The organism is Streptomyces sp. HUAS ZL42, assembly GCF_040782645.1.
Taxonomy (GTDB): domain Bacteria; phylum Actinomycetota; class Actinomycetes; order Streptomycetales; family Streptomycetaceae; genus Streptomyces.
Window position 1 is genome coordinate 3,335,810 of the sequence record NZ_CP160403.1, and the last position, 16,738, is coordinate 3,352,547.

A 16,738-nucleotide genomic window follows, 5' to 3' on the forward strand; every position below is an offset into this window, starting at 1 on the left:
TTACCGCACCGGCCGTGCACACGCAGTGATCGTGGCGTGAACTGTTACGGCTTGGTGATCCCCGGCTACGCAAAGGCGTCGGCCAGCGCCTTCGGCAGCCGGCCGGTGTACAGCACGCCCAGCCGCTGCGTGGCCCGCGTCAGCGCCACATACAGATCGCTCGTGCCGCACAGCCCCGGCTCGACGACGAGCACGGAGTCGAACTCCAGCCCCTTCGACTGCCGGGGGTCGAGGAGTACGACGGTCCGCGTCAGGTCGGGCGCGGCGCCCGCCGTCACCCCCTCCAGCCGTGCCGCCAGCCTGCGGTGCAGATGGCGCGGGGCGATGACCGCGAGCCGGCCCTCGGCGGGGGTCAGCTCCTTCACTGCCTCGGCCACGGCGCCGGGCAGGTCGTCGGTCGCGCGCACCCACGGCCGTACGCCCGTCGACCGCACCGAACTCGGGGGCTCGAAGCCGGGGTCCTCGGCGCGCACGACGGCTGCCGCGAGTTCCATGATCTCGGCGGGTGTGCGGTAGTTGACACCCAGGCGGGTGTGCTCCCAGCGGTCCTCGACGTAAGGCTGCAGGACCTTCTGCCAGGAGCCGACGCCCGCCGCCTCCGCGGTCTGCGCCGGGTCGCCGACCAGGGTCATCGAGCGGGTCGGGCTGCGCCGCATCAGCAGCCGCCACGCCATCGGCGACAGCTCCTGCGCCTCGTCGACGATGATGTGCCCGAACGCCCAGGTCCGGTCGGCCGCGGCGCGTTCGGCGGCGCTGCGGTGGTCGCCCTCCTCCTGCCGTTCGGCGAACCGCTCGGCGTCGATGATGTCGTGCGCGGACAGGACCTCGGAGCCGTCGGGATCGCCGTCCTCCTTGTCCTCGAACTCGTAGGTGCGGGAGGCGTACGAGACGTCGAGGACGCCCTGGGCATAGGCCACCTGCGTCTCCCGCTCGTGCTCGGCCCTCGCCCGCGCCACCCGTTCGTCCACGCCGAGCAGTTCGGCCGCCTCGTCCAGCAGCGGTACGTCCGCCACGGTCCACGCCCGGGTCACCGGGCGGCGGATGGCGGCCGCGTCCTCGTCGGGGAGGTAGCCGACGGGGTCGGCGAGGAAGTCCGCGACCAGGCGCTGCGGGGTCAGGCGCGGCCACAACTGGTCGATGGCGGCCCACACCTCGGGGTTCTCGGCGAGTTCGTCGCGGATCTGTGTGACGTCGCTCGGGTCCAGCAGGTTCGTACCGTCGTAGGGGTCCGTGCCGATGCGCTCGGCGACCATGTCGGTGAGCGTGTTGAGGATGTGGCCCTCGAAGTGCTCACGGGCCACGTTGTGCGGCAGCCCGGCCTCGCGGGTGCGCTCGCGCGCCACCTTCACCAGGCCGTCGTCGAGCATCAGGATCTCGCGGTCGTGCTCGATCGCGATCACCGGGTCGGGCAGCGCCTGCCAGTCGCGTACGACGTCGGCCAGGACGTCCGCCATGTCGGCGCGTCCCTTCACCGCGGCCGCCGCGCGGGTGTCGCTCGCCGTCGCGTTCACACCGGGGAACAGTTCCCCGACCGTCGCGAGGAGGACACCCGTCTCACCGAGCGAGGGCAGCACCTCGCCGATGTAGCCGAGGAAGGCGGGGTTGGGGCCGACGATGAGGACGGCCCGCTTGGCCAGCAACTCCCGGTGTTCGTACAGGAGATACGCCGCCCGGTGCAGGGCGACGGCGGTCTTGCCGGTGCCCGGACCGCCCTCGACCACCAGCACGCCGCGGTGCGGTGCCCGGATGATCTCGTCCTGCTCGGCCTGGATGGTCTGCACGATGTCGCTCATGCGGCCGGTGCGCGCGGAGTTGAGCGCGGCGAGCAGGACGGCGTCGCCGGTCGGGTCCTCGTGACCGGTGCGGGTCTCGTCGCCGAGGTCGAGGATCTCGTCGTGCAGCGCGGTCACCGTACGGCCGCTGGTGGTGATGTGCCGGCGCCGGCGCAGGCCCATCGGGGTGTGTCCGGTGGCCAGGTAGAACGGGCGGGCGACGTCGGCACGCCAGTCGATCAGGATCGGTGTGCGCTCGGCGTCGTCGGTGCGCAGGCCGATGCGGCCGATGTGGTGGCTCGTGCCCGAGGTGAGGTCGACACGCCCGAAGCAGAGCGAGCCGTCGACCGCGTTCAGCGCGGCGAGCAGTCCCGATCGCTCGGCGACCAGGATGTCCCGCTCCAACCGGGCCTGCATGGGCGTGTTGCCCTGCGCGAGTGCGTCCGTCACGCCGGCCTCGGTGTCCCCACGCAGGGCGTCCACGCGCACGTACAGGCCGTCGATGAATTCCTGCTCGCGCCGCAATTCAGTGTCTTCACTGTGTGGAAAACCGGTGTTTGACAATTCCACTCCCGCCCGGATATACTGCGTTCACTGAACTTCTTTGCGACCAGACCCATTTACAGGCAGATCCGAAGTCGCGAATCGTTGAATATACGCAAGAAAATCCCCCGAGCGCAATTACTCGGGGGATTTTCTCGTGAATGGGCCGAGTTACAGCACGTCAGCCAGCTCCTCCAGCAGCCGCCGCTTGGGTCGGGCCCCCACCATCGCCTTCACGGGCTCCCCGTTGCGGAACACCATGAAGGTGGGCATCGACAGCACCTTGTACGCGTTCGTCGTCTCAGGGTTGGTGTCCACGTCCAGCTGGACCACCTTGAGCCGCTCGCCCTCCTCGGCCGCGAGGGCCGTAAGCACCGGCCCCATCTGCCGGCACGGCGGGCACCAGTCCGCGGTGAACTCCACCAGAACCGGCAGCTCCGCCCCGATCACCTCCGCCGCGAAGTCCGCGTCCGTCACCTCGGCCACGCCCGCCGCCTTGATCACCTGAAGGTCCCTCCCAGCTCGCACACCGGCTCCGGACCACCCGGAGCCTCCGCCTCGGCGGCCAGTTCGTCCCGCGCCCGCTCGGCCCGCGCCAGCTGCGCGCCGACCGTGGCCCGCACGGCCTGCAACTCGCCGATCAGCGCGTCCAGTTCGTCCAGCTTGCGCCGGTAGACCGCGAGCGACGCGGGGCACGAGTCGCCCTCCGGGTGCCCCGCCCGCAGACACTCCACGAAGGGCCGGGTCTCCTCCAGGTCGAACCCGAAGTCCTGCAACGTCCTGATCTGCTCCAGCAGCCGCAGGTCGCGCTCGTCGTACGACCGGTACCCGTTGTCGTCCCGCCGCGCGGGCAGCAGTCCCCGCGACTCGTAGTACCGCAGAGTCCGCGTCGTGGTCCCGGCCCGTGCGGCCAGCTCGCCGATTCGCATGCGTCCGAACGTACGCCTTGACGCCGACGTCAAGGCAAGGCCGGCCGCCGGCAACGCGGCTCGGTCCCACCGGCCGCGACAGTCCGCCTCGAGGTGCTCCGGGTGGACGCTCGATGGGGTGGGCCCGGCGCCGGGCCCACCCCATCGGTTCCCCCGTATCCCCGTGGTTCCTCTTGGTTCCTCGTGGTTCCTCGCGGGCCTTGCCCGCGCTACCCGTGCGCGGTGGTCCGGCGGGCCATGAGCGGTTCGCACCCCGGCCGGCACTGTGCCGTCGACCGCGGCGGCTCCTCGGCCTCGCGCGCGCCTGCCCGCTCGAACCACTCACGGGCCGCTTCCTCACGCCCGGTGAGCAGCAGGAGCAGGGCCGCGATCGGGCCGCGGACATCCTCCCCCTGCCCGCGCGACCACTCGATGTCGGTGGCGACGAGCCGGACGTGCGGCAGGGGCCAGGGCCGCGGCGGCATGCGCATGGTCCACACCCGGTCGGCGGCGTCGCGGGCGGCCTCGGGGCGCATCTCACGCGTACGGCCGAGCGCGAGGGCGATGTCCTGGCCGTGGACCAGGACGTCGAGCAGCGACTCGCGGGGCGTGGTGACCGGTGCCATGCGGCGGCAGCCGACGATGGAGCGCAGGTTGGCGACGATCTCCTCGACCGGCGCCTGCCCCTCGCGGACCGAGGCGTCGTGGATCATCCGGTCGAGGTTGCCGCGTGCCCTGACGAACTCGCGCAGCACCCGGCGGTACGTGAAGCGCGCCCCCATCGTCAGATGCGCCGCGACGTCCCTCACCCGCCAGTCGCCGCACCGCGTCGGCGTATCCCACTCCCCCGGGCTCAGCCCCTCCAGAAGGTCGGCCAGACTCGCCCGCTCACGGTCGACGATCTGCCAGAGCTCGTCCGTGTCCAACGCCACACCCATGTGGATCACCCCCCACTCAAGTGGTAAGCTTCCCTGACTAAAGTAGTCAGAGACTCTGACCAAAGTCAAGGTGCGAAGGGAGCATCGAAGATGGTGACGGAGAGCGAGCTCAACACGGGGCTGCTCCTGTTCATCCCGTACCGGGCCCTGGAGAACCGTATCTTCGCCGTGCTCGCGGAGGCCGGCTTCGACGACTTCACGCCCGCCCAGGCCCGGGTCCTGCAGCGCATCGGCCCGAACGGCACGCGACTGACGGAGCTGGCCGAACAGGCCCAGATCACCAAGCAGACCGCGGGCTTCCTGGTCGACCAGCTGGAGAAGGCGGGCTATGTGAAACGCGTGCCGGACCCGACCGACAAGCGGGCCCGGCTGGTGTGCCTCGCGGAGAAGGCGTGGGAGTCCAAGGAGATCGCCGACGGCGTGGTCGCCGAGGTCGAGAAGGAGTGGGAGACACACCTCGGCAAGCGGCGCATGAATCAACTGCGTGAGGCGCTGACGCTGCTGCGGGAGATCACCGACCCCTGGGCCTAGGACCTGTCGGATCAGGTCGCAGAAAAGCGGTGGCGACCGACAAGCCCAGGTGAGCGGGGCGGTGGGGGTGCCCCCGCGCGAGGTTGTTCGAGCGTGGGGGAGCGTCCAGATGCAAGGCGGAGGAGGGCGTCGACGCGATGGGGGTCCCCCGCTCGAGCGAAGCCGAGAGTGGGCGGAGGGCGTGCCAGGCCCCGCGTCTGCGGCATGATCCGCCGGACAGGCCCCAGGAGCAGTGTGCCGATCAGCCGGCTGCACAAGCAGAGGAGGCGGGCCGCTCCGCCGCGGTGACCTTGCTGACCGCGGCGGGCGTGCCCGCCTCACGGGCCACCGAGCTGGTGGCCGAGCTGAGCGAATCGAGGCTCCCCCGTACGGAGCGATTGGACCGGGCGGATGAGCAACGGGGGAGCACTCAGCCGCCCGGGGTATTGAGCCGGACGTCCGGCCCGGGTTCAGGCCGGGCCGGACGTCCGGAGTCGAGGCGGTCCGGAGGTCAGGCCTTCGCCAGCTCCTTCTCGCCGCCCTCGCGCTGCTCGGGCAGGTCGGCCGAGACCGCGGACTCGTCCTCGTCGAGCAGCGTCGTCTCGTCGAAGGGCAGTGCACCGGCGAGCACCTGCTCGACGCGGCCCTTGTCGATCTCCTTGGTCCAGGTGCCGACCAGGACGGTGGCGACGGCGTTGCCGGCGAAGTTGGTGAGGGCGCGGGCCTCGCTCATGAAGCGGTCGATGCCGACGATCAGGCCGAGGCCGTCCACCAGGGCGGGCTTGTGCGACTGCAGACCGCCGGCCAGCGTGGCCAGACCCGCACCGGTGACACCGGCGGCACCCTTGGAGGCGACCAGCAGGAAGAGCAGGAGCGGGATCTGCTCGCCGATCGACATCGGCGTACCCATCGCGTCGGCGATGAACAGGGACGCCATGGTCATGTAGATCATGGTGCCGTCGAGGTTGAAGGAGTAGCCGGTCGGGACGGTGATGCCGACCACCGGCTTGCTGACACCGAGGTGCTCCATCTTCGCGATGAGGCGCGGCAGCGCGGACTCGGAGGAGGAGGTGGACAGGATCAGCAGGAACTCACGGCTCAGGTATTTGAAGAGCGTGAGGATGTTCAGGCCCGCGACGATCCGCAGGAGCGCGGCGAGCACGATGAAGACGAAGAGGAAGCAGGTGACGTAGAAGCCGAGCATCAGGACGGCGAGGCTCTTGAGCGCGTCGAGGCCGGCGGATCCGACGACCGCGGCGATGGCACCGAACGCACCGATCGGCGCGGCCCACATCACCATCGCGAGGATGCGGAAGACGAGCCGCTGGATGTGCTCGACACCGCGCAGGATCGGCTGCCCGACCGGGCCCATGGCCTGCAGCGCGAAGCCCGCGAGCACGGCGATGAGCAGGGTCTGCAGGACCTCGCCCTCGGTGAAGGCGGAGACGATCGTGGTCGGGATGATGCCGAGCAGGAACTCGGTGGTGTCCTTGGCCTCCGAGTCCACCTGAGCGTGTCCGGCGTCCTTGACCGCGTCGGTGAGCGCAAGGCCGGAGCCCGGCTCCAGGATGTTGCCGACGACGAGCCCGATACCGAGGGCGACCAGCGACATCGCCAGGAAGTAGCCCAGGGCGATACCGCCGACGGCACCGACCTTGGCGGCCTTCCGTACGGAGCCGATGCCCAGGACGATCGTGCAGAAGATGATCGGCGAGATCATCATCTTGATCAGGCTCACGAAGCCGGTACCGATGGGCTTCAGTTCGACGGCGAAGTCCGGTGCGGCCAGGCCCACGGCGATGCCGATGGCGACCGCGACGATCACCGCGATGTACAGGTAGTGGGTGCGGTCCCGCTTTTTCGCGGGTGCGGCAGGTGCCGTTCGGGGAGTACTGGCGGCGGCCACGGCTGCCCTCCTTGACGTCTTCGTCGGCATCACCGGCGTGCGGCTCACGTCCGGGGTTATTGGGGAGATGCCGATGACTATGTCCCGGCCTGTGAGGGCGGTCACCCTTCCGTTCATTTAGTTCACGCTTAACCTCGGGGGCACACTGACGACATGCACATCCGGGTACCGAGACCCCGCAGCCTGGCCGGCCAGCTGTTCGGCATGCAGGCCGTGCTGATCGCCGTCCTCGTGGCCGGTTACGCGCTGTTCACCTACGTCAGCGACCGCAGCCAGGCCGAGGACGCGGCCGGCCGACAGGCCACGGCGGTGGCCCGGGCGGTCGCCGACTCCCCCTCCGTGCGGGCGGCGATCCGCACCCCCGATCCCACGGCATCGCTTCAGCCGTACGCGCTGAAGGTCATGCACGACGCCCGGGTCGACTTCGTCACGATCATGAACCCCGAGGGCATCCGCTGGACGCACCCGGACAAGAACCAGATAGGCCGGAAATTCCGTGGCCACACCGGCCCGGCGCTGAAGGGCGACACGTTCACCGAGACCTACACCGGCACCCTGGGCGCGTCCGTCCGCGCGGTCACCCCCATCGAGGACGAGGACAAGCAGATCATCGGCCTGGTCAGCGCGGGCATCAAGGTCGACGCGATCAGCGCACGGGTGCAGGACCAGCTCACGGCCCTGCTCGGGGTCGCGGGCGGCGCCCTCGCCCTCGGCGCCATCGGCACGTACGTCATCAACGCCCGGCTGCGCCGTCACACCCATGGCATGAACGCGGCCGAGCTCAGCCGGATGCACGACTACCACGAGGCGGCCCTGCATGCGGTGCGCGAGGGGCTGCTGATGCTCGACGGGCAGTACCGGGTGGCGCTGATCAACGACGGCGGGCAGGAGTTGCTGGGGGTCTCGGGCGAGGTGGTGGGCCGGTCCGTCGCCGACCTCGGGCTGCCGGCACCGCTCACGGGCGCGTTGCTGGCGTCGGAGCCCCGGGTGGACGAGGTGTATCTGACGGCGTCGCGGGTGCTGGTGGTGAACACGTCGCCGGTGTCGGGCGGTGAGCGCAGGGGCACGGTGGTCACATTGCGCGATGTGACCGAACTCCAGTCCCTCATGGGCGAGTTGGACTCCGAGCGGGGCTTCACGCAGGCGCTGCGGTCGCAGGCGCACGAGGCGGCGAACCGGCTCCACACCGTCGTCTCACTGATCGAGCTGGGCCGGTCGGAGGAGGCGGTGGAGTTCGCGACCGCCGAGCTGGAGCTGGCGCAGGCGCTGACCGACCAGGTGGTCGCGGCGGTGAGCGAGCCGGTGCTGGCGGCGCTGCTGCTGGGCAAGACGGCACAGGCCAACGAACGGGGCGTGGAGTTGGTGGTCTCGGAGGAGAGCGGGCTGGACGACGGGTTGCTGCCGCAGTCGCTGCCGGCCAGGGACCTGGTCACCATTCTGGGCAACCTGATCGACAACGCCGTGGACGCGGCACAGGGGAGTCTGCGGGCGCGGGTGACGGTGGCGGCGTACACGGAGGGTTCGGATCTGATCCTCCGGGTGTCGGACACGGGAGCCGGGGTGGATCCCGCACATGCCTCGCAGGTCTTCGACCGGGGTTTCTCGACGAAGCCGTCCGGACCGGGGGGCCGGGGGCTGGGGCTGGCGCTGGTACGGCAGGCTGTGCACCGGCACGAGGGGACCCTGGCGGTGGCGGAGGCCGAGGGGGGCGGGGCGGAGTTCGAGGTGCGGTTGCCGTTGCGGGAGGCAGTCGGATCGGCGACCGTGTCCGCGCCCGCGTCCGGACCCGCGTCTGGAGGCGACGCATGACGAACGAGCAACCCATCCGCGTCCTGGTCGTCGAGGACGACCCGGTGGCGGCGGATGCGCACGTGATGTACGTCGGGCGGGTGCCCGGCTTCGTCGCCGTCGGCAAGGCGCACACGGGCGCGGAGGCGCGGCGGATGCTGGACCGCATGCCGGTGGATCTGCTGCTGCTGGACCTGCACCTGCCGGACGCGCACGGGCTGCAGCTGGCGCGGTCGCTGCGGGCGGCCGGATATCACGCGGACGTCATCGCGGTGACGTCCGCGCGGGACCTGGCGATCGTGCGGGAAGGGGTGTCGCTGGGGGTCGTCCAGTACGTACTGAAGCCGTTCACCTTCGCGACCTTGCGGGACCGGCTGGTGCGGTACGCGGAGTTCCGGGGGGCCGCGGGAGAGGCGAGCGGCCAGGACGAGGTGGACCGGGCACTGGCCGCGCTGCGGGCACCGGGGCCGGTCGCGCTGCCGAAGGGGCTGAGCGCGCCGACGCTGGAGCGGGTGCGGGGGGCCTTGCGGGAGTGCGAGGAGGGGCTGACCGCGGCGGGGATCGCGGAGGCCGTGGGGATCTCCCGGATCACCGCTCGGCGGTATCTGGAGCATCTGGTCGAGGCGGGGAGAGCCGAGCGGAAGCCGGTCTACGGGCAGGTGGGGAGGCCTGAGTTGGTGTATCGGTGGGTTCGCGGAGGGCGGGGGCGGTAAGAACGGCCGACCACGGCTTCACCGTCAGGCCACGGCGTCCCGCGACCCGAACGGCACCGCGTACACGACGATGAGGACCCCCAGCCCCACGACGGCGAGCGCCTCGACGACCGACAGAACCAGCAGCCCCGCCGAGACCTGCCCGCCGGCCCAGTACACGACGAGCGCGGCCAGCGGTACGACGCAGAAGGCGAGCAGATCGATCACGCACTGCGCGACCTTCCGCGGCACGCGCCGCGTATCGCCCCGATGGAAGGTCTCCCACTTGAAGAGCCCGGTCTCCCCCGCCTGGGCGAGTTCGCCGAGCCTCGGCCCCAACTCCCCCCGTACATAGGCCCCGATCGCGGAGATCTTCTCGTCGTTGACCAGATAGGTCCACCCGAGCACGACACACACCGGCGGCAGCGCCAGCAGCATCGACGTCTGCTTCGCCTGAGCCGCCGCGGCGACGACGGCCGCGACGACACCGAGCGTCACGTACAGCAGGTTGTCGCGGAACCCGATGCGCGCCTTCTGCTCGTCCTTGACGCTCTGGTACTCGGCGAGCAGCAACTGCCCCACGGTGACGTCCTGCTCCGCCACGTCCGGCCCCTTCCCCCGCTGCCGACACGCCGCCTGGGCCAGGCGACTTGGCAGTACCTTAAGGGTGTGCCGGAGATTGATCCCACCGTCGTGGTCCTCACCGCGCTCGCGCTGGAGTACACAGCCATGCGCGCTCACGTGGTCGACCGGGAGGAACTCGTCCACGAGGACGGAACCCGGGTCGAGCGCGGCCGGCTCGAGGGCACGGGGTGGAGGGTCGCGATCGCGGAGCTCGGCGAGGGGGCCGTGAACACCGCCGCGCTGACCACGCAGATCCTCTCGTGGCTGCGTCCGCAGGCTGTCCTCTTCGTCGGAGTCGCGGGCAGCCTCAAGGACGACATCGGGATCGGGGATGTCGTGGTCGGCACGAAGGTGTACGGGATCCAGGGCGGCAAGCAGACCCCGGGTGGCTTCCTGGTCCGCCCCGAGGCCTGGCACAGCTCGAACGCCCTTGTACAGGCCGCCCGTTCCGCCGTACGGGACATGGCTGACGTGCGGGCGCACTTCAAGCCCGTCGCGGCGGGCGACGTCGTCCTGGCCGACGCCCGGTCCGAGATCGCGCGGCACCTGCGCGAGAACTACAACGACGCGGCCGCCATCGAGACGGAGGGGTCCGGGACGGCTCATGCGGCGCATCTGAACGGGCAGTTGGACGCGCTGGTGATCCGGGGGATCAGCGATCTGGCCGATGCCGGCAAGAGCAAGGCCGACGTGGGCGGCTCTCAGGAGCGTGCGGCGGCGCGGGCGGCGGCCGTGGCGGTGGGGGTGCTGCGCAAGCATCGGCCGCGGGCGGACGGTCGCCGTGCCGGCTCCGACGGCGCCGCCGTCTACCACGGCGACCACTACGACTTCCGTGGCGGCACCTTCCACGCGACCGTCATCGCGAAGTCGACCGGACGGCAGCAGCCGTAAGGACAGCGTCCAGGGTCACGCCTCCGGCAACACGCCTGGCCGGAACGGCTCCACCCCCACCACCCGCCGCACCTTCACCGGCTCGATCAGCAGCATCACCCGCCGCTCCCCGGGCAGCAGCCACGGATAGCGGTCCTCCCCGATGTACTTCTTCGTCAGCCGGTCCATCGAGCGCTCCGCCTCCTCGCCCTCCACGAACCGGACCACCCGGCCCCGGATCTCCACCCGGTCGTACGGGTTCTCGGGGTCGTGGTGCGACAGCGAGACGTTCGGATTGCGCCGCAGGTTTTCCTCCTTCACGCGGCCGATGGCGGTGTTGACCATGACGTACTCACCTTCGAGGTCCGCCCACATGGGCGAAACCTGCGGAGCTCCGTCCGGGCCGACCGTCGCGAGGTGCCAGAAGTTCGGCGCCAGCAGACGCTCGCGAATATGCCCCTCTACCTTGCCGTTCACCTCGTACACGAAGCCCTCGCCCTCCCGAACGCCCGTCCCCGCCGGTCCCGGCGCCATCCTCGCCGCCGGCCCGCTCCGGCGACAGACGATCTCCGGACAGGCCCGCCCGGCGGCCCGAACCGTACGTTTCCACAATCCGTGATCCTGGCCGAACAGACCGTAGTCACCATGCCGCCGTGCCCGTACGTTGTGGGCCGTGCGCCGACCCCCAGCCCTGCCCGGCCAGCCCGGTCCCCCGTTCAACGCCCCCGTCGCCCGCAGACTCCGTACCGCCCTCAACATGGCTCCCGAGCACGTCGCCCACGGGCTGCGTGCCTCGTACGGACTGCCCTACGTCACCCCTGATCTCGTCCTCGCCTGGGAACGCGGGGCCACCACCCCGACAAGTCCCGAACTCACCGCCCTCGCGGGCGTGTTGTGGTGCTCCCCCGGTGAACTCATCGGCAGGCCACGCACCTTGCGCGAGCACCGGATCGCCCGCGGGCTCGCTCCCGAGGACGTCGCCCGTACCGTCGGGCACGAACTGCTCGCGTATCTGCGGATGGAGGAGAGCGGGCAGTGGCGCGGCAGCGAGCGGCAGTCCGCCGTCCTCGCCGAGCTGCTCTCGCTGTCCCTGCCCGACTTCGTCACCGTCACGGGGCGCGACCCCCACCTTGCCGAGCTGCTGCGCGGCGCGGTGACGACGCGCTGGCAGGCGTACGTCCGGCCGGTGGGCAGGACCGTGCCCCTGGACCGGCGCCTGCTGGAGCACGTACTCCGGGAGCTGCACCGGGAGTACCAGGGGCAGATGGTCGCCACGCTGAGCTGGGGCGGCGGCAGCGCCGCCGGCGACTCGAGCGACGCCGGCCGGGACCTCCTCGACCGGATCTTGGAGCACTTCTGGATCCGCGTCCGGGAGAACACCGGTTGAAACGGGCCAGGGCCTGTCCGGCGGATCATGCCGCAGACGCGGGGTCTGGCACGCCCATCTGCCGCGTTGTCGTCGGTTGCCGACGCTCCGCGTCGACGCCCTCCTCCGCCTTGCAGCTGGACGCACCAGACCCCGCTCACCCGCGCTGATCAGGCGCCGCTGCTTTTCTGCGACCCGATCCGCCGGACAGGGCCTAGAAGACCGACTCGGCCTCGTCCATGCGGTCCTTCGGCACCGTCTTCAGCTCGGTCACGGCCTCCGCCAGCGGCACCATCACGATGTCCGTCCCGCGCAGCGCGGTCATCCTGCCGAACTCGCCCCGGTGCGCGGCCTCCACCGCGTGCCAGCCGAAGCGGGTGGCGAGGACCCTGTCGTACGCGGTCGGTACGCCACCGCGCTGGACGTGGCCGAGGATGACCGGCTTGGCCTCCTTGCCGAGGCGGCGCTCCAGCTCGTACGCCAGGGCCGTGCCGATGCCCTGGAAACGCTCGTGGCCGAACTGGTCGATCTCACCCTTGCCGTAGTCCATCGTGCCCTCGGCCGGGTGCGCGCCCTCGGCGACGCACACCACCGCGAACTTCTTGCCGCGGGCGAAGCGCTCCTCGACCATCTTGACCAGGTCGGCCGGGTCGAACGGGCGCTCCGGCAGGCAGATGCCGTGCGCGCCGGCCGACATGCCCGACTCGAGGGCGATCCACCCGGCGTGCCGGCCCATGACCTCGACGACCATCACGCGCTGGTGGGACTCGGCGGTGGTCTTCAGACGGTCCATCGCCTCCGTGGCGACCCCCACCGCCGTGTCGAAGCCGAAGGTGCGGTCCGTGGAGGAGATGTCGTTGTCGATCGTCTTCGGGACGCCCACCACCGGCAGCCCGGCGTCCGACAGCATCCGCGCCGCCGTCAGGGTGCCCTCGCCGCCGATCGGGACGAGCGCGTCGATGCCGAAGTCCTCGACCATGTCGCCGGCCCGCTCGCAGGCCTCGCGCAACCGGTCGCGCTCCAGTCGGGAGGAGCCCAGGATGGTGCCGCCGCGGGCGAGGATGCCGCTGACCGCGTTCAGGTCGAGGCGGCGGTAGCGTCCGTCGAGCAGGCCCGCGTAGCCGTCCTCGAAGCCGATCACCTCGTCGCCGTAGTTGTCGACCGCTCGGTGCACGACCGACCTGATCACGGCGTTCAGGCCGGGGCAGTCTCCGCCTGCGGTGAGAACTCCGATGCGCATCGTGCTGTGTCTCCTGGTCGCTGTCGGTACCGGTGAGCCAGTCCGATTGTTTCACGTCGCCCAGGCAGGTGCCGACGCGCCCCTGACGGGCGCTTTAGCCGTGTGCGAGGGTATTGTCAAGTGGGTTCTGCCCACCTTGGTGGGCGATTTTTTGCACAGGCGTTTACCCAGGCGACATTGTTCGGATACGGGATTTTTCAGGACACGGAGAAACGGAGAGTTCGCGTGACGCGCAGCGTGTACGTGACCGGTATCGACCGCGGAGACGGCCGCCAGGTCGTCGAACTGGGGGTCATGGAGCTGCTGACCCGGCAGGTCGACCGGGTCGGGGTGTTCCGGCCGCTCGTCCACCACAGCCCGGACCGCCTGTTCGAGCTGCTGCGCGCCCGCTACCGGCTGTCCCAGGACCCGGCGACCGTGTACGGCATGGACTACCACGAGGCGTCCGCCCTGCTGGCCGAGCGCGGGACCGACGAGCTGGTGTCGACCCTCGTCGACCGGTTCCATGTAGTCGCGCGCGACTACGACGTCGTCCTCGTCCTCGGCACCGACTTCGCCGACACCCAGCTCCCGGACGAGCTGTCGCTCAACGCACGGCTCGCGAACGAGTTCGGCGCCTCCGTGATCCCGGTCGTGGGAGGCCGGAAGCAGACCACCGAGTCCGTGCTCGCCGAGACGCGCAACGCGTACCGGGCGTACGACGGCCTCGGCTGCGACGTCCTCGCCATGGTCACCAACCGCGTGGACCGCACCGGCCGGGACGAGATCGCCGGACTGCTCGACTCCCGTCTCCCCGTGCCCTGTTACGTCCTCCCGGACGAGCCCGCCCTCTCCGCTCCCACCGTCTCCCAGATCAGCCACACCCTCGGCGCCAAGGTCCTCATCGGCGACGACTCCGGGCTCGCCCGGGACGCGCTCGGCTTCGTCTTCGGCGGTGCGATGCTGCCGAACTTCCTGAGCGCCCTGACCCCGGGCTGCCTCGTGGTGACCCCGGGCGACCGCGCGGACCTGGTCGTGGGCGCACTGGCCGCGCACAGCGCCGGCACCCCGCCGATCGCCGGTCTGCTGCTCACCCTCGACGAGGTGCCCGGCGACGACGTCCTCACGCTCGCGGCCCGCCTCGCCCCCGGCACTCCGGTCCTCTCGGTCCCGGGCATGAGCTTCCCCACCGCCGAGCAGCTCTTGTCCCTGGAGGGGAAGTTGAGCGCGGCCACCCCGCGCAAGGCCGAGCGGGCGCTCGGACTCTTCGAGCGGTACGTCGACACCGGCGACCTCCTGGGGCGGGTCTCCGCGCCGAGCAGCGACCGTGTGACGCCGATGATGTTCGAGCACAAGCTCCTCGAGCAGGCCCGCTCCGACCGGCGCCGCGTCGTCCTGCCGGAGGGCACGGAGGAGCGCGTCCTGCACGCGGCGGAGGTGCTGCTGCGGCGCGGGGTCTGCGATCTGACCCTGCTCGGCCCCGTCGACCAGATCCGCAAGAAGGCCGCCGACCTCGGCATCGACCTCGGCGACTGCCAGTTGATCGACCCGGCGACCAGCGAGCTGCGCGACTCCTTCGCCGAGCTGTACGCCGGGTTCCGCGCCCACAAGGGCGTGACCGCCGAGCTGGCGTACGACGTGGTCTCCGACGTGAACTACTTCGGCACGCTGATGGTCCAGGAGGGCCTCGCCGACGGCATGGTCTCCGGGTCCGTGCACTCCACGGCCGCGACCATCCGGCCCGCCTTCGAGATCATCAAGACGAAGCCGGACGCGGACATCGTCTCGTCCGTGTTCTTCATGTGCCTCGCCGACAAGGTCCTCGTCTACGGCGACTGCGCGGTGAACCCGGACCCGAACGCCGAGCAGCTCGCCGACATCGCCATCCAGTCGGCCGCGACCGCCGAGCAGTTCGGGGTGGAGCCGCGGATCGCGATGCTGTCGTACTCCACCGGTACGTCCGGCACGGGCGCCGACGTCGACAAGGTGCGGGAGGCGACCGAGCTGGTGCGGCGGCGGCGCCCCGACCTGAGGATCGAGGGGCCGATCCAGTACGACGCCGCCGTGGAGCCGACGGTCGCCGCCACCAAGCTGCCGGAGTCCGAAGTCGCCGGTCAGGCCAGCGTGTTGATCTTCCCCGACCTGAACACCGGCAACAACACCTACAAGGCCGTGCAGCGTTCGGCCGGCGCCATCGCCGTCGGGCCGGTGCTGCAGGGCCTGCGCAAGCCGGTCAACGACCTGTCCCGGGGCGCGCTCGTGCAGGACATCGTCACGACCGTCGCCATCACGGCCATCCAGGCCCAGTCCCTCGACTCCTCCCACGAGAAGGCAACCGCCCAGTGAGCCACACCCGAGTCCTCGTCCTCAACTCCGGTTCCTCGTCGGTGAAGTACCAGCTGCTCGACATGCGCGACAGCAGCCGGCTGGCGACGGGCATCGTCGAGCGCATCGGCGAGGACACCTCCCGGCTGAAGCACACCCCGCTCCTCGGCGGCGAGACCCGGGAGTGGACCGGCCCGATCGCCGACCACGACGCCGCCCTCAAGGCCGTGTCGACGGAGCTCGCCAAGGACGGGCTGGGGCTGGACTCGCCTGAGCTGGCCGCCATCGGCCACCGGGTGGTGCACGGCGGGAAGCACTTCACCGAGCCGACCGTGATCGACGACGCCGTGCTGGCCGAGATCGAGCGGCTGATCCCGGTGGCCCCGCTGCACAACCCCGCCAACCTCACCGGGATCCGCACCGCGCGGGCGCTGCGGCCGGACCTGCCCCAGGTCGCCGTCTTCGACACCGCGTTCCACACGACGATGCCGGAGTCGGCGGCCCGCTACGCGATCGACGTGGAGACCGCGGACCGGCACCGCATCAGGCGCTACGGCTTCCACGGCACGTCGCACGCGTACGTCTCCCGGGCGACCGCGAAGCTGCTGGGCAGGGCGCCGGAGGACGTGAACGTCATCGTGCTGCACCTCGGCAACGGGGCGTCCGCGTCGGCCGTGCGAGGGGGGCGGTGCGTGGACACCTCCATGGGGCTGACGCCTTTGGAGGGGCTCGTGATGGGTACGCGATCAGGTGACATGGATCCGGCCGTCATCTTCCATTTGATGCGCGTTGCCGGAATGTCCACCGACGAGATCGACACTCTTCTCAACAAGAGGAGCGGGTTGATCGGGCTGTGCGGGGACAACGACATGCGGGAGATCCGCCGGCGGATCGACGAGGGCGACGAGCGGGCACAACTCGCCTTCGACATCTACATTCACCGGCTGAAGAAGTACATCGGCGCGTATTACGCGGTGCTCGGCCGGGTGGACGCGATTGCTTTCACCGCCGGGGTCGGCGAGAACGCGGCACCGGTGCGGGCGGCCGCCGTGGCGGGCCTGGAGCAGCTGGGCCTGGCGGTCGACGACGAGCTGAACGCCGTACGCGGTGACGGGCCGCGGCTGATCTCGCCCGCGGGTGCGCGAGTGGCCGTCGCGGTGGTGCCGACCGACGAGGAACTGGAAATCGCGACGCAGACTTATGCACTGGTCGGAAAGAACAACTGAGCACTCACCCGCCCATTTGTATCTTCCACCAGACGGAATATTCCGTAGGGA

Annotated in this window: 15 protein-coding genes; 7 read left to right on the plus strand and 8 right to left on the minus strand. The window is 70.6% G+C overall.

The annotated features are described in order from the left end of the window. Positions 1-65: 65 nt before the first annotated feature. The 4 genes from ABZO29_RS15150 to ABZO29_RS15165 all read right to left on the minus strand — a co-directional run bounded on the left by ABZO29_RS15150 (position 66) and on the right by ABZO29_RS15165 (position 4,161). A complete protein-coding gene (locus ABZO29_RS15150) occupies positions 66-2,297 on the minus strand; it encodes a UvrD-helicase domain-containing protein (protein WP_367320710.1) in 2,232 nt (743 codons plus the stop codon). A 189-nt stretch (positions 2,298-2,486) separates the two neighbouring features. After that, positions 2,487-2,801, minus strand: coding sequence for a thioredoxin family protein (locus ABZO29_RS15155; protein WP_367326144.1), 315 nt, complete (start codon positions 2,799-2,801; stop codon positions 2,487-2,489). Between the two features lie 14 nt (positions 2,802-2,815). Further along, entirely contained in the window at positions 2,816-3,244 is a 429-nt protein-coding gene (locus tag ABZO29_RS15160; RefSeq protein ID WP_367320711.1) for a MerR family transcriptional regulator, read from the minus strand. A gap of 209 nt (positions 3,245-3,453) precedes the next feature. Further along, positions 3,454-4,161: a maleylpyruvate isomerase family mycothiol-dependent enzyme gene (locus ABZO29_RS15165; RefSeq protein WP_367320712.1), complete on the minus strand. Its 708-nt coding sequence runs from the start codon at positions 4,159-4,161 to the stop codon at positions 3,454-3,456. A gap of 90 nt (positions 4,162-4,251) precedes the next feature. Between ABZO29_RS15165 and ABZO29_RS15170 the strand changes: the two genes are divergently transcribed. After that, a complete protein-coding gene (locus tag ABZO29_RS15170) occupies positions 4,252-4,692 on the plus strand; it encodes a MarR family winged helix-turn-helix transcriptional regulator (RefSeq protein ID WP_367320713.1) in 441 nt (146 codons plus the stop codon). 490 nt (positions 4,693-5,182) lie between these two features. On the opposite strand, the gene ABZO29_RS15175 is transcribed toward ABZO29_RS15170, so the two are convergent. Then, complete coding sequence (locus tag ABZO29_RS15175; RefSeq protein ID WP_367326145.1) at positions 5,183-6,607, minus strand: cation:dicarboxylase symporter family transporter; 1,425 nt, start codon at positions 6,605-6,607, stop codon at positions 5,183-5,185. Between the two features lie 123 nt (positions 6,608-6,730). Here ABZO29_RS15175 and ABZO29_RS15180 point away from each other — a divergent pair, with 123 nt between their 5' ends. Further along, a complete protein-coding gene (locus ABZO29_RS15180) occupies positions 6,731-8,386 on the plus strand; it encodes an ATP-binding protein (RefSeq protein WP_367320714.1) in 1,656 nt (551 codons plus the stop codon). Further along, complete coding sequence (locus tag ABZO29_RS15185) at positions 8,383-9,078, plus strand: response regulator (protein WP_367320715.1); 696 nt, start codon at positions 8,383-8,385, stop codon at positions 9,076-9,078. Before ABZO29_RS15180 ends, ABZO29_RS15185 begins: the two co-directional genes overlap by 4 nt. Before the next feature lie 24 nt (positions 9,079-9,102). On the opposite strand, the gene ABZO29_RS15190 is transcribed toward ABZO29_RS15185, so the two are convergent. Next, the gene (locus ABZO29_RS15190; protein WP_367320716.1) at positions 9,103-9,660 is read right to left on the minus strand and encodes a hypothetical protein; all 558 of its coding nucleotides are present in this window, start codon (positions 9,658-9,660) and stop codon (positions 9,103-9,105) included. 66 nt (positions 9,661-9,726) lie between these two features. Between ABZO29_RS15190 and ABZO29_RS15195 the strand changes: the two genes are divergently transcribed. Next, complete coding sequence (locus ABZO29_RS15195) at positions 9,727-10,572, plus strand: 5'-methylthioadenosine/S-adenosylhomocysteine nucleosidase (protein ID WP_367320717.1); 846 nt, start codon at positions 9,727-9,729, stop codon at positions 10,570-10,572. A 15-nt stretch (positions 10,573-10,587) separates the two neighbouring features. Here the strand turns inward: ABZO29_RS15195 and ABZO29_RS15200 are convergent, their stop codons facing one another. After that, the gene (locus tag ABZO29_RS15200) at positions 10,588-11,085 is read right to left on the minus strand and encodes a PPOX class F420-dependent oxidoreductase (protein WP_367320718.1); all 498 of its coding nucleotides are present in this window, start codon (positions 11,083-11,085) and stop codon (positions 10,588-10,590) included. A 130-nt stretch (positions 11,086-11,215) separates the two neighbouring features. Here ABZO29_RS15200 and ABZO29_RS15205 point away from each other — a divergent pair, with 130 nt between their 5' ends. After that, a complete protein-coding gene (locus tag ABZO29_RS15205; protein ID WP_367320719.1) occupies positions 11,216-11,938 on the plus strand; it encodes a helix-turn-helix domain-containing protein in 723 nt (240 codons plus the stop codon). Positions 11,939-12,131: 193 nt separating this feature from the next. Here the strand turns inward: ABZO29_RS15205 and ABZO29_RS15210 are convergent, their stop codons facing one another. Beyond that, a complete protein-coding gene (locus ABZO29_RS15210) occupies positions 12,132-13,157 on the minus strand; it encodes an ATP-dependent 6-phosphofructokinase (RefSeq protein ID WP_367320720.1) in 1,026 nt (341 codons plus the stop codon). A 225-nt stretch (positions 13,158-13,382) separates the two neighbouring features. On the opposite strand from ABZO29_RS15210, the gene pta reads away from it, so the two are divergent. Both pta and ABZO29_RS15220 read left to right on the plus strand, forming a co-directional pair. Further along, entirely contained in the window at positions 13,383-15,482 is a 2,100-nt protein-coding gene (pta, locus tag ABZO29_RS15215) for a phosphate acetyltransferase (protein ID WP_367320721.1), read from the plus strand. Next, positions 15,479-16,687 carry an acetate kinase gene (locus ABZO29_RS15220; protein ID WP_367320722.1) on the plus strand — a complete coding sequence of 403 codons (1,209 nt, stop codon included), beginning with the start codon at positions 15,479-15,481 and terminating at the stop codon, positions 16,685-16,687. Before pta ends, ABZO29_RS15220 begins: the two co-directional genes overlap by 4 nt. The last annotated feature ends 51 nt before the right edge of the window (positions 16,688-16,738 follow it).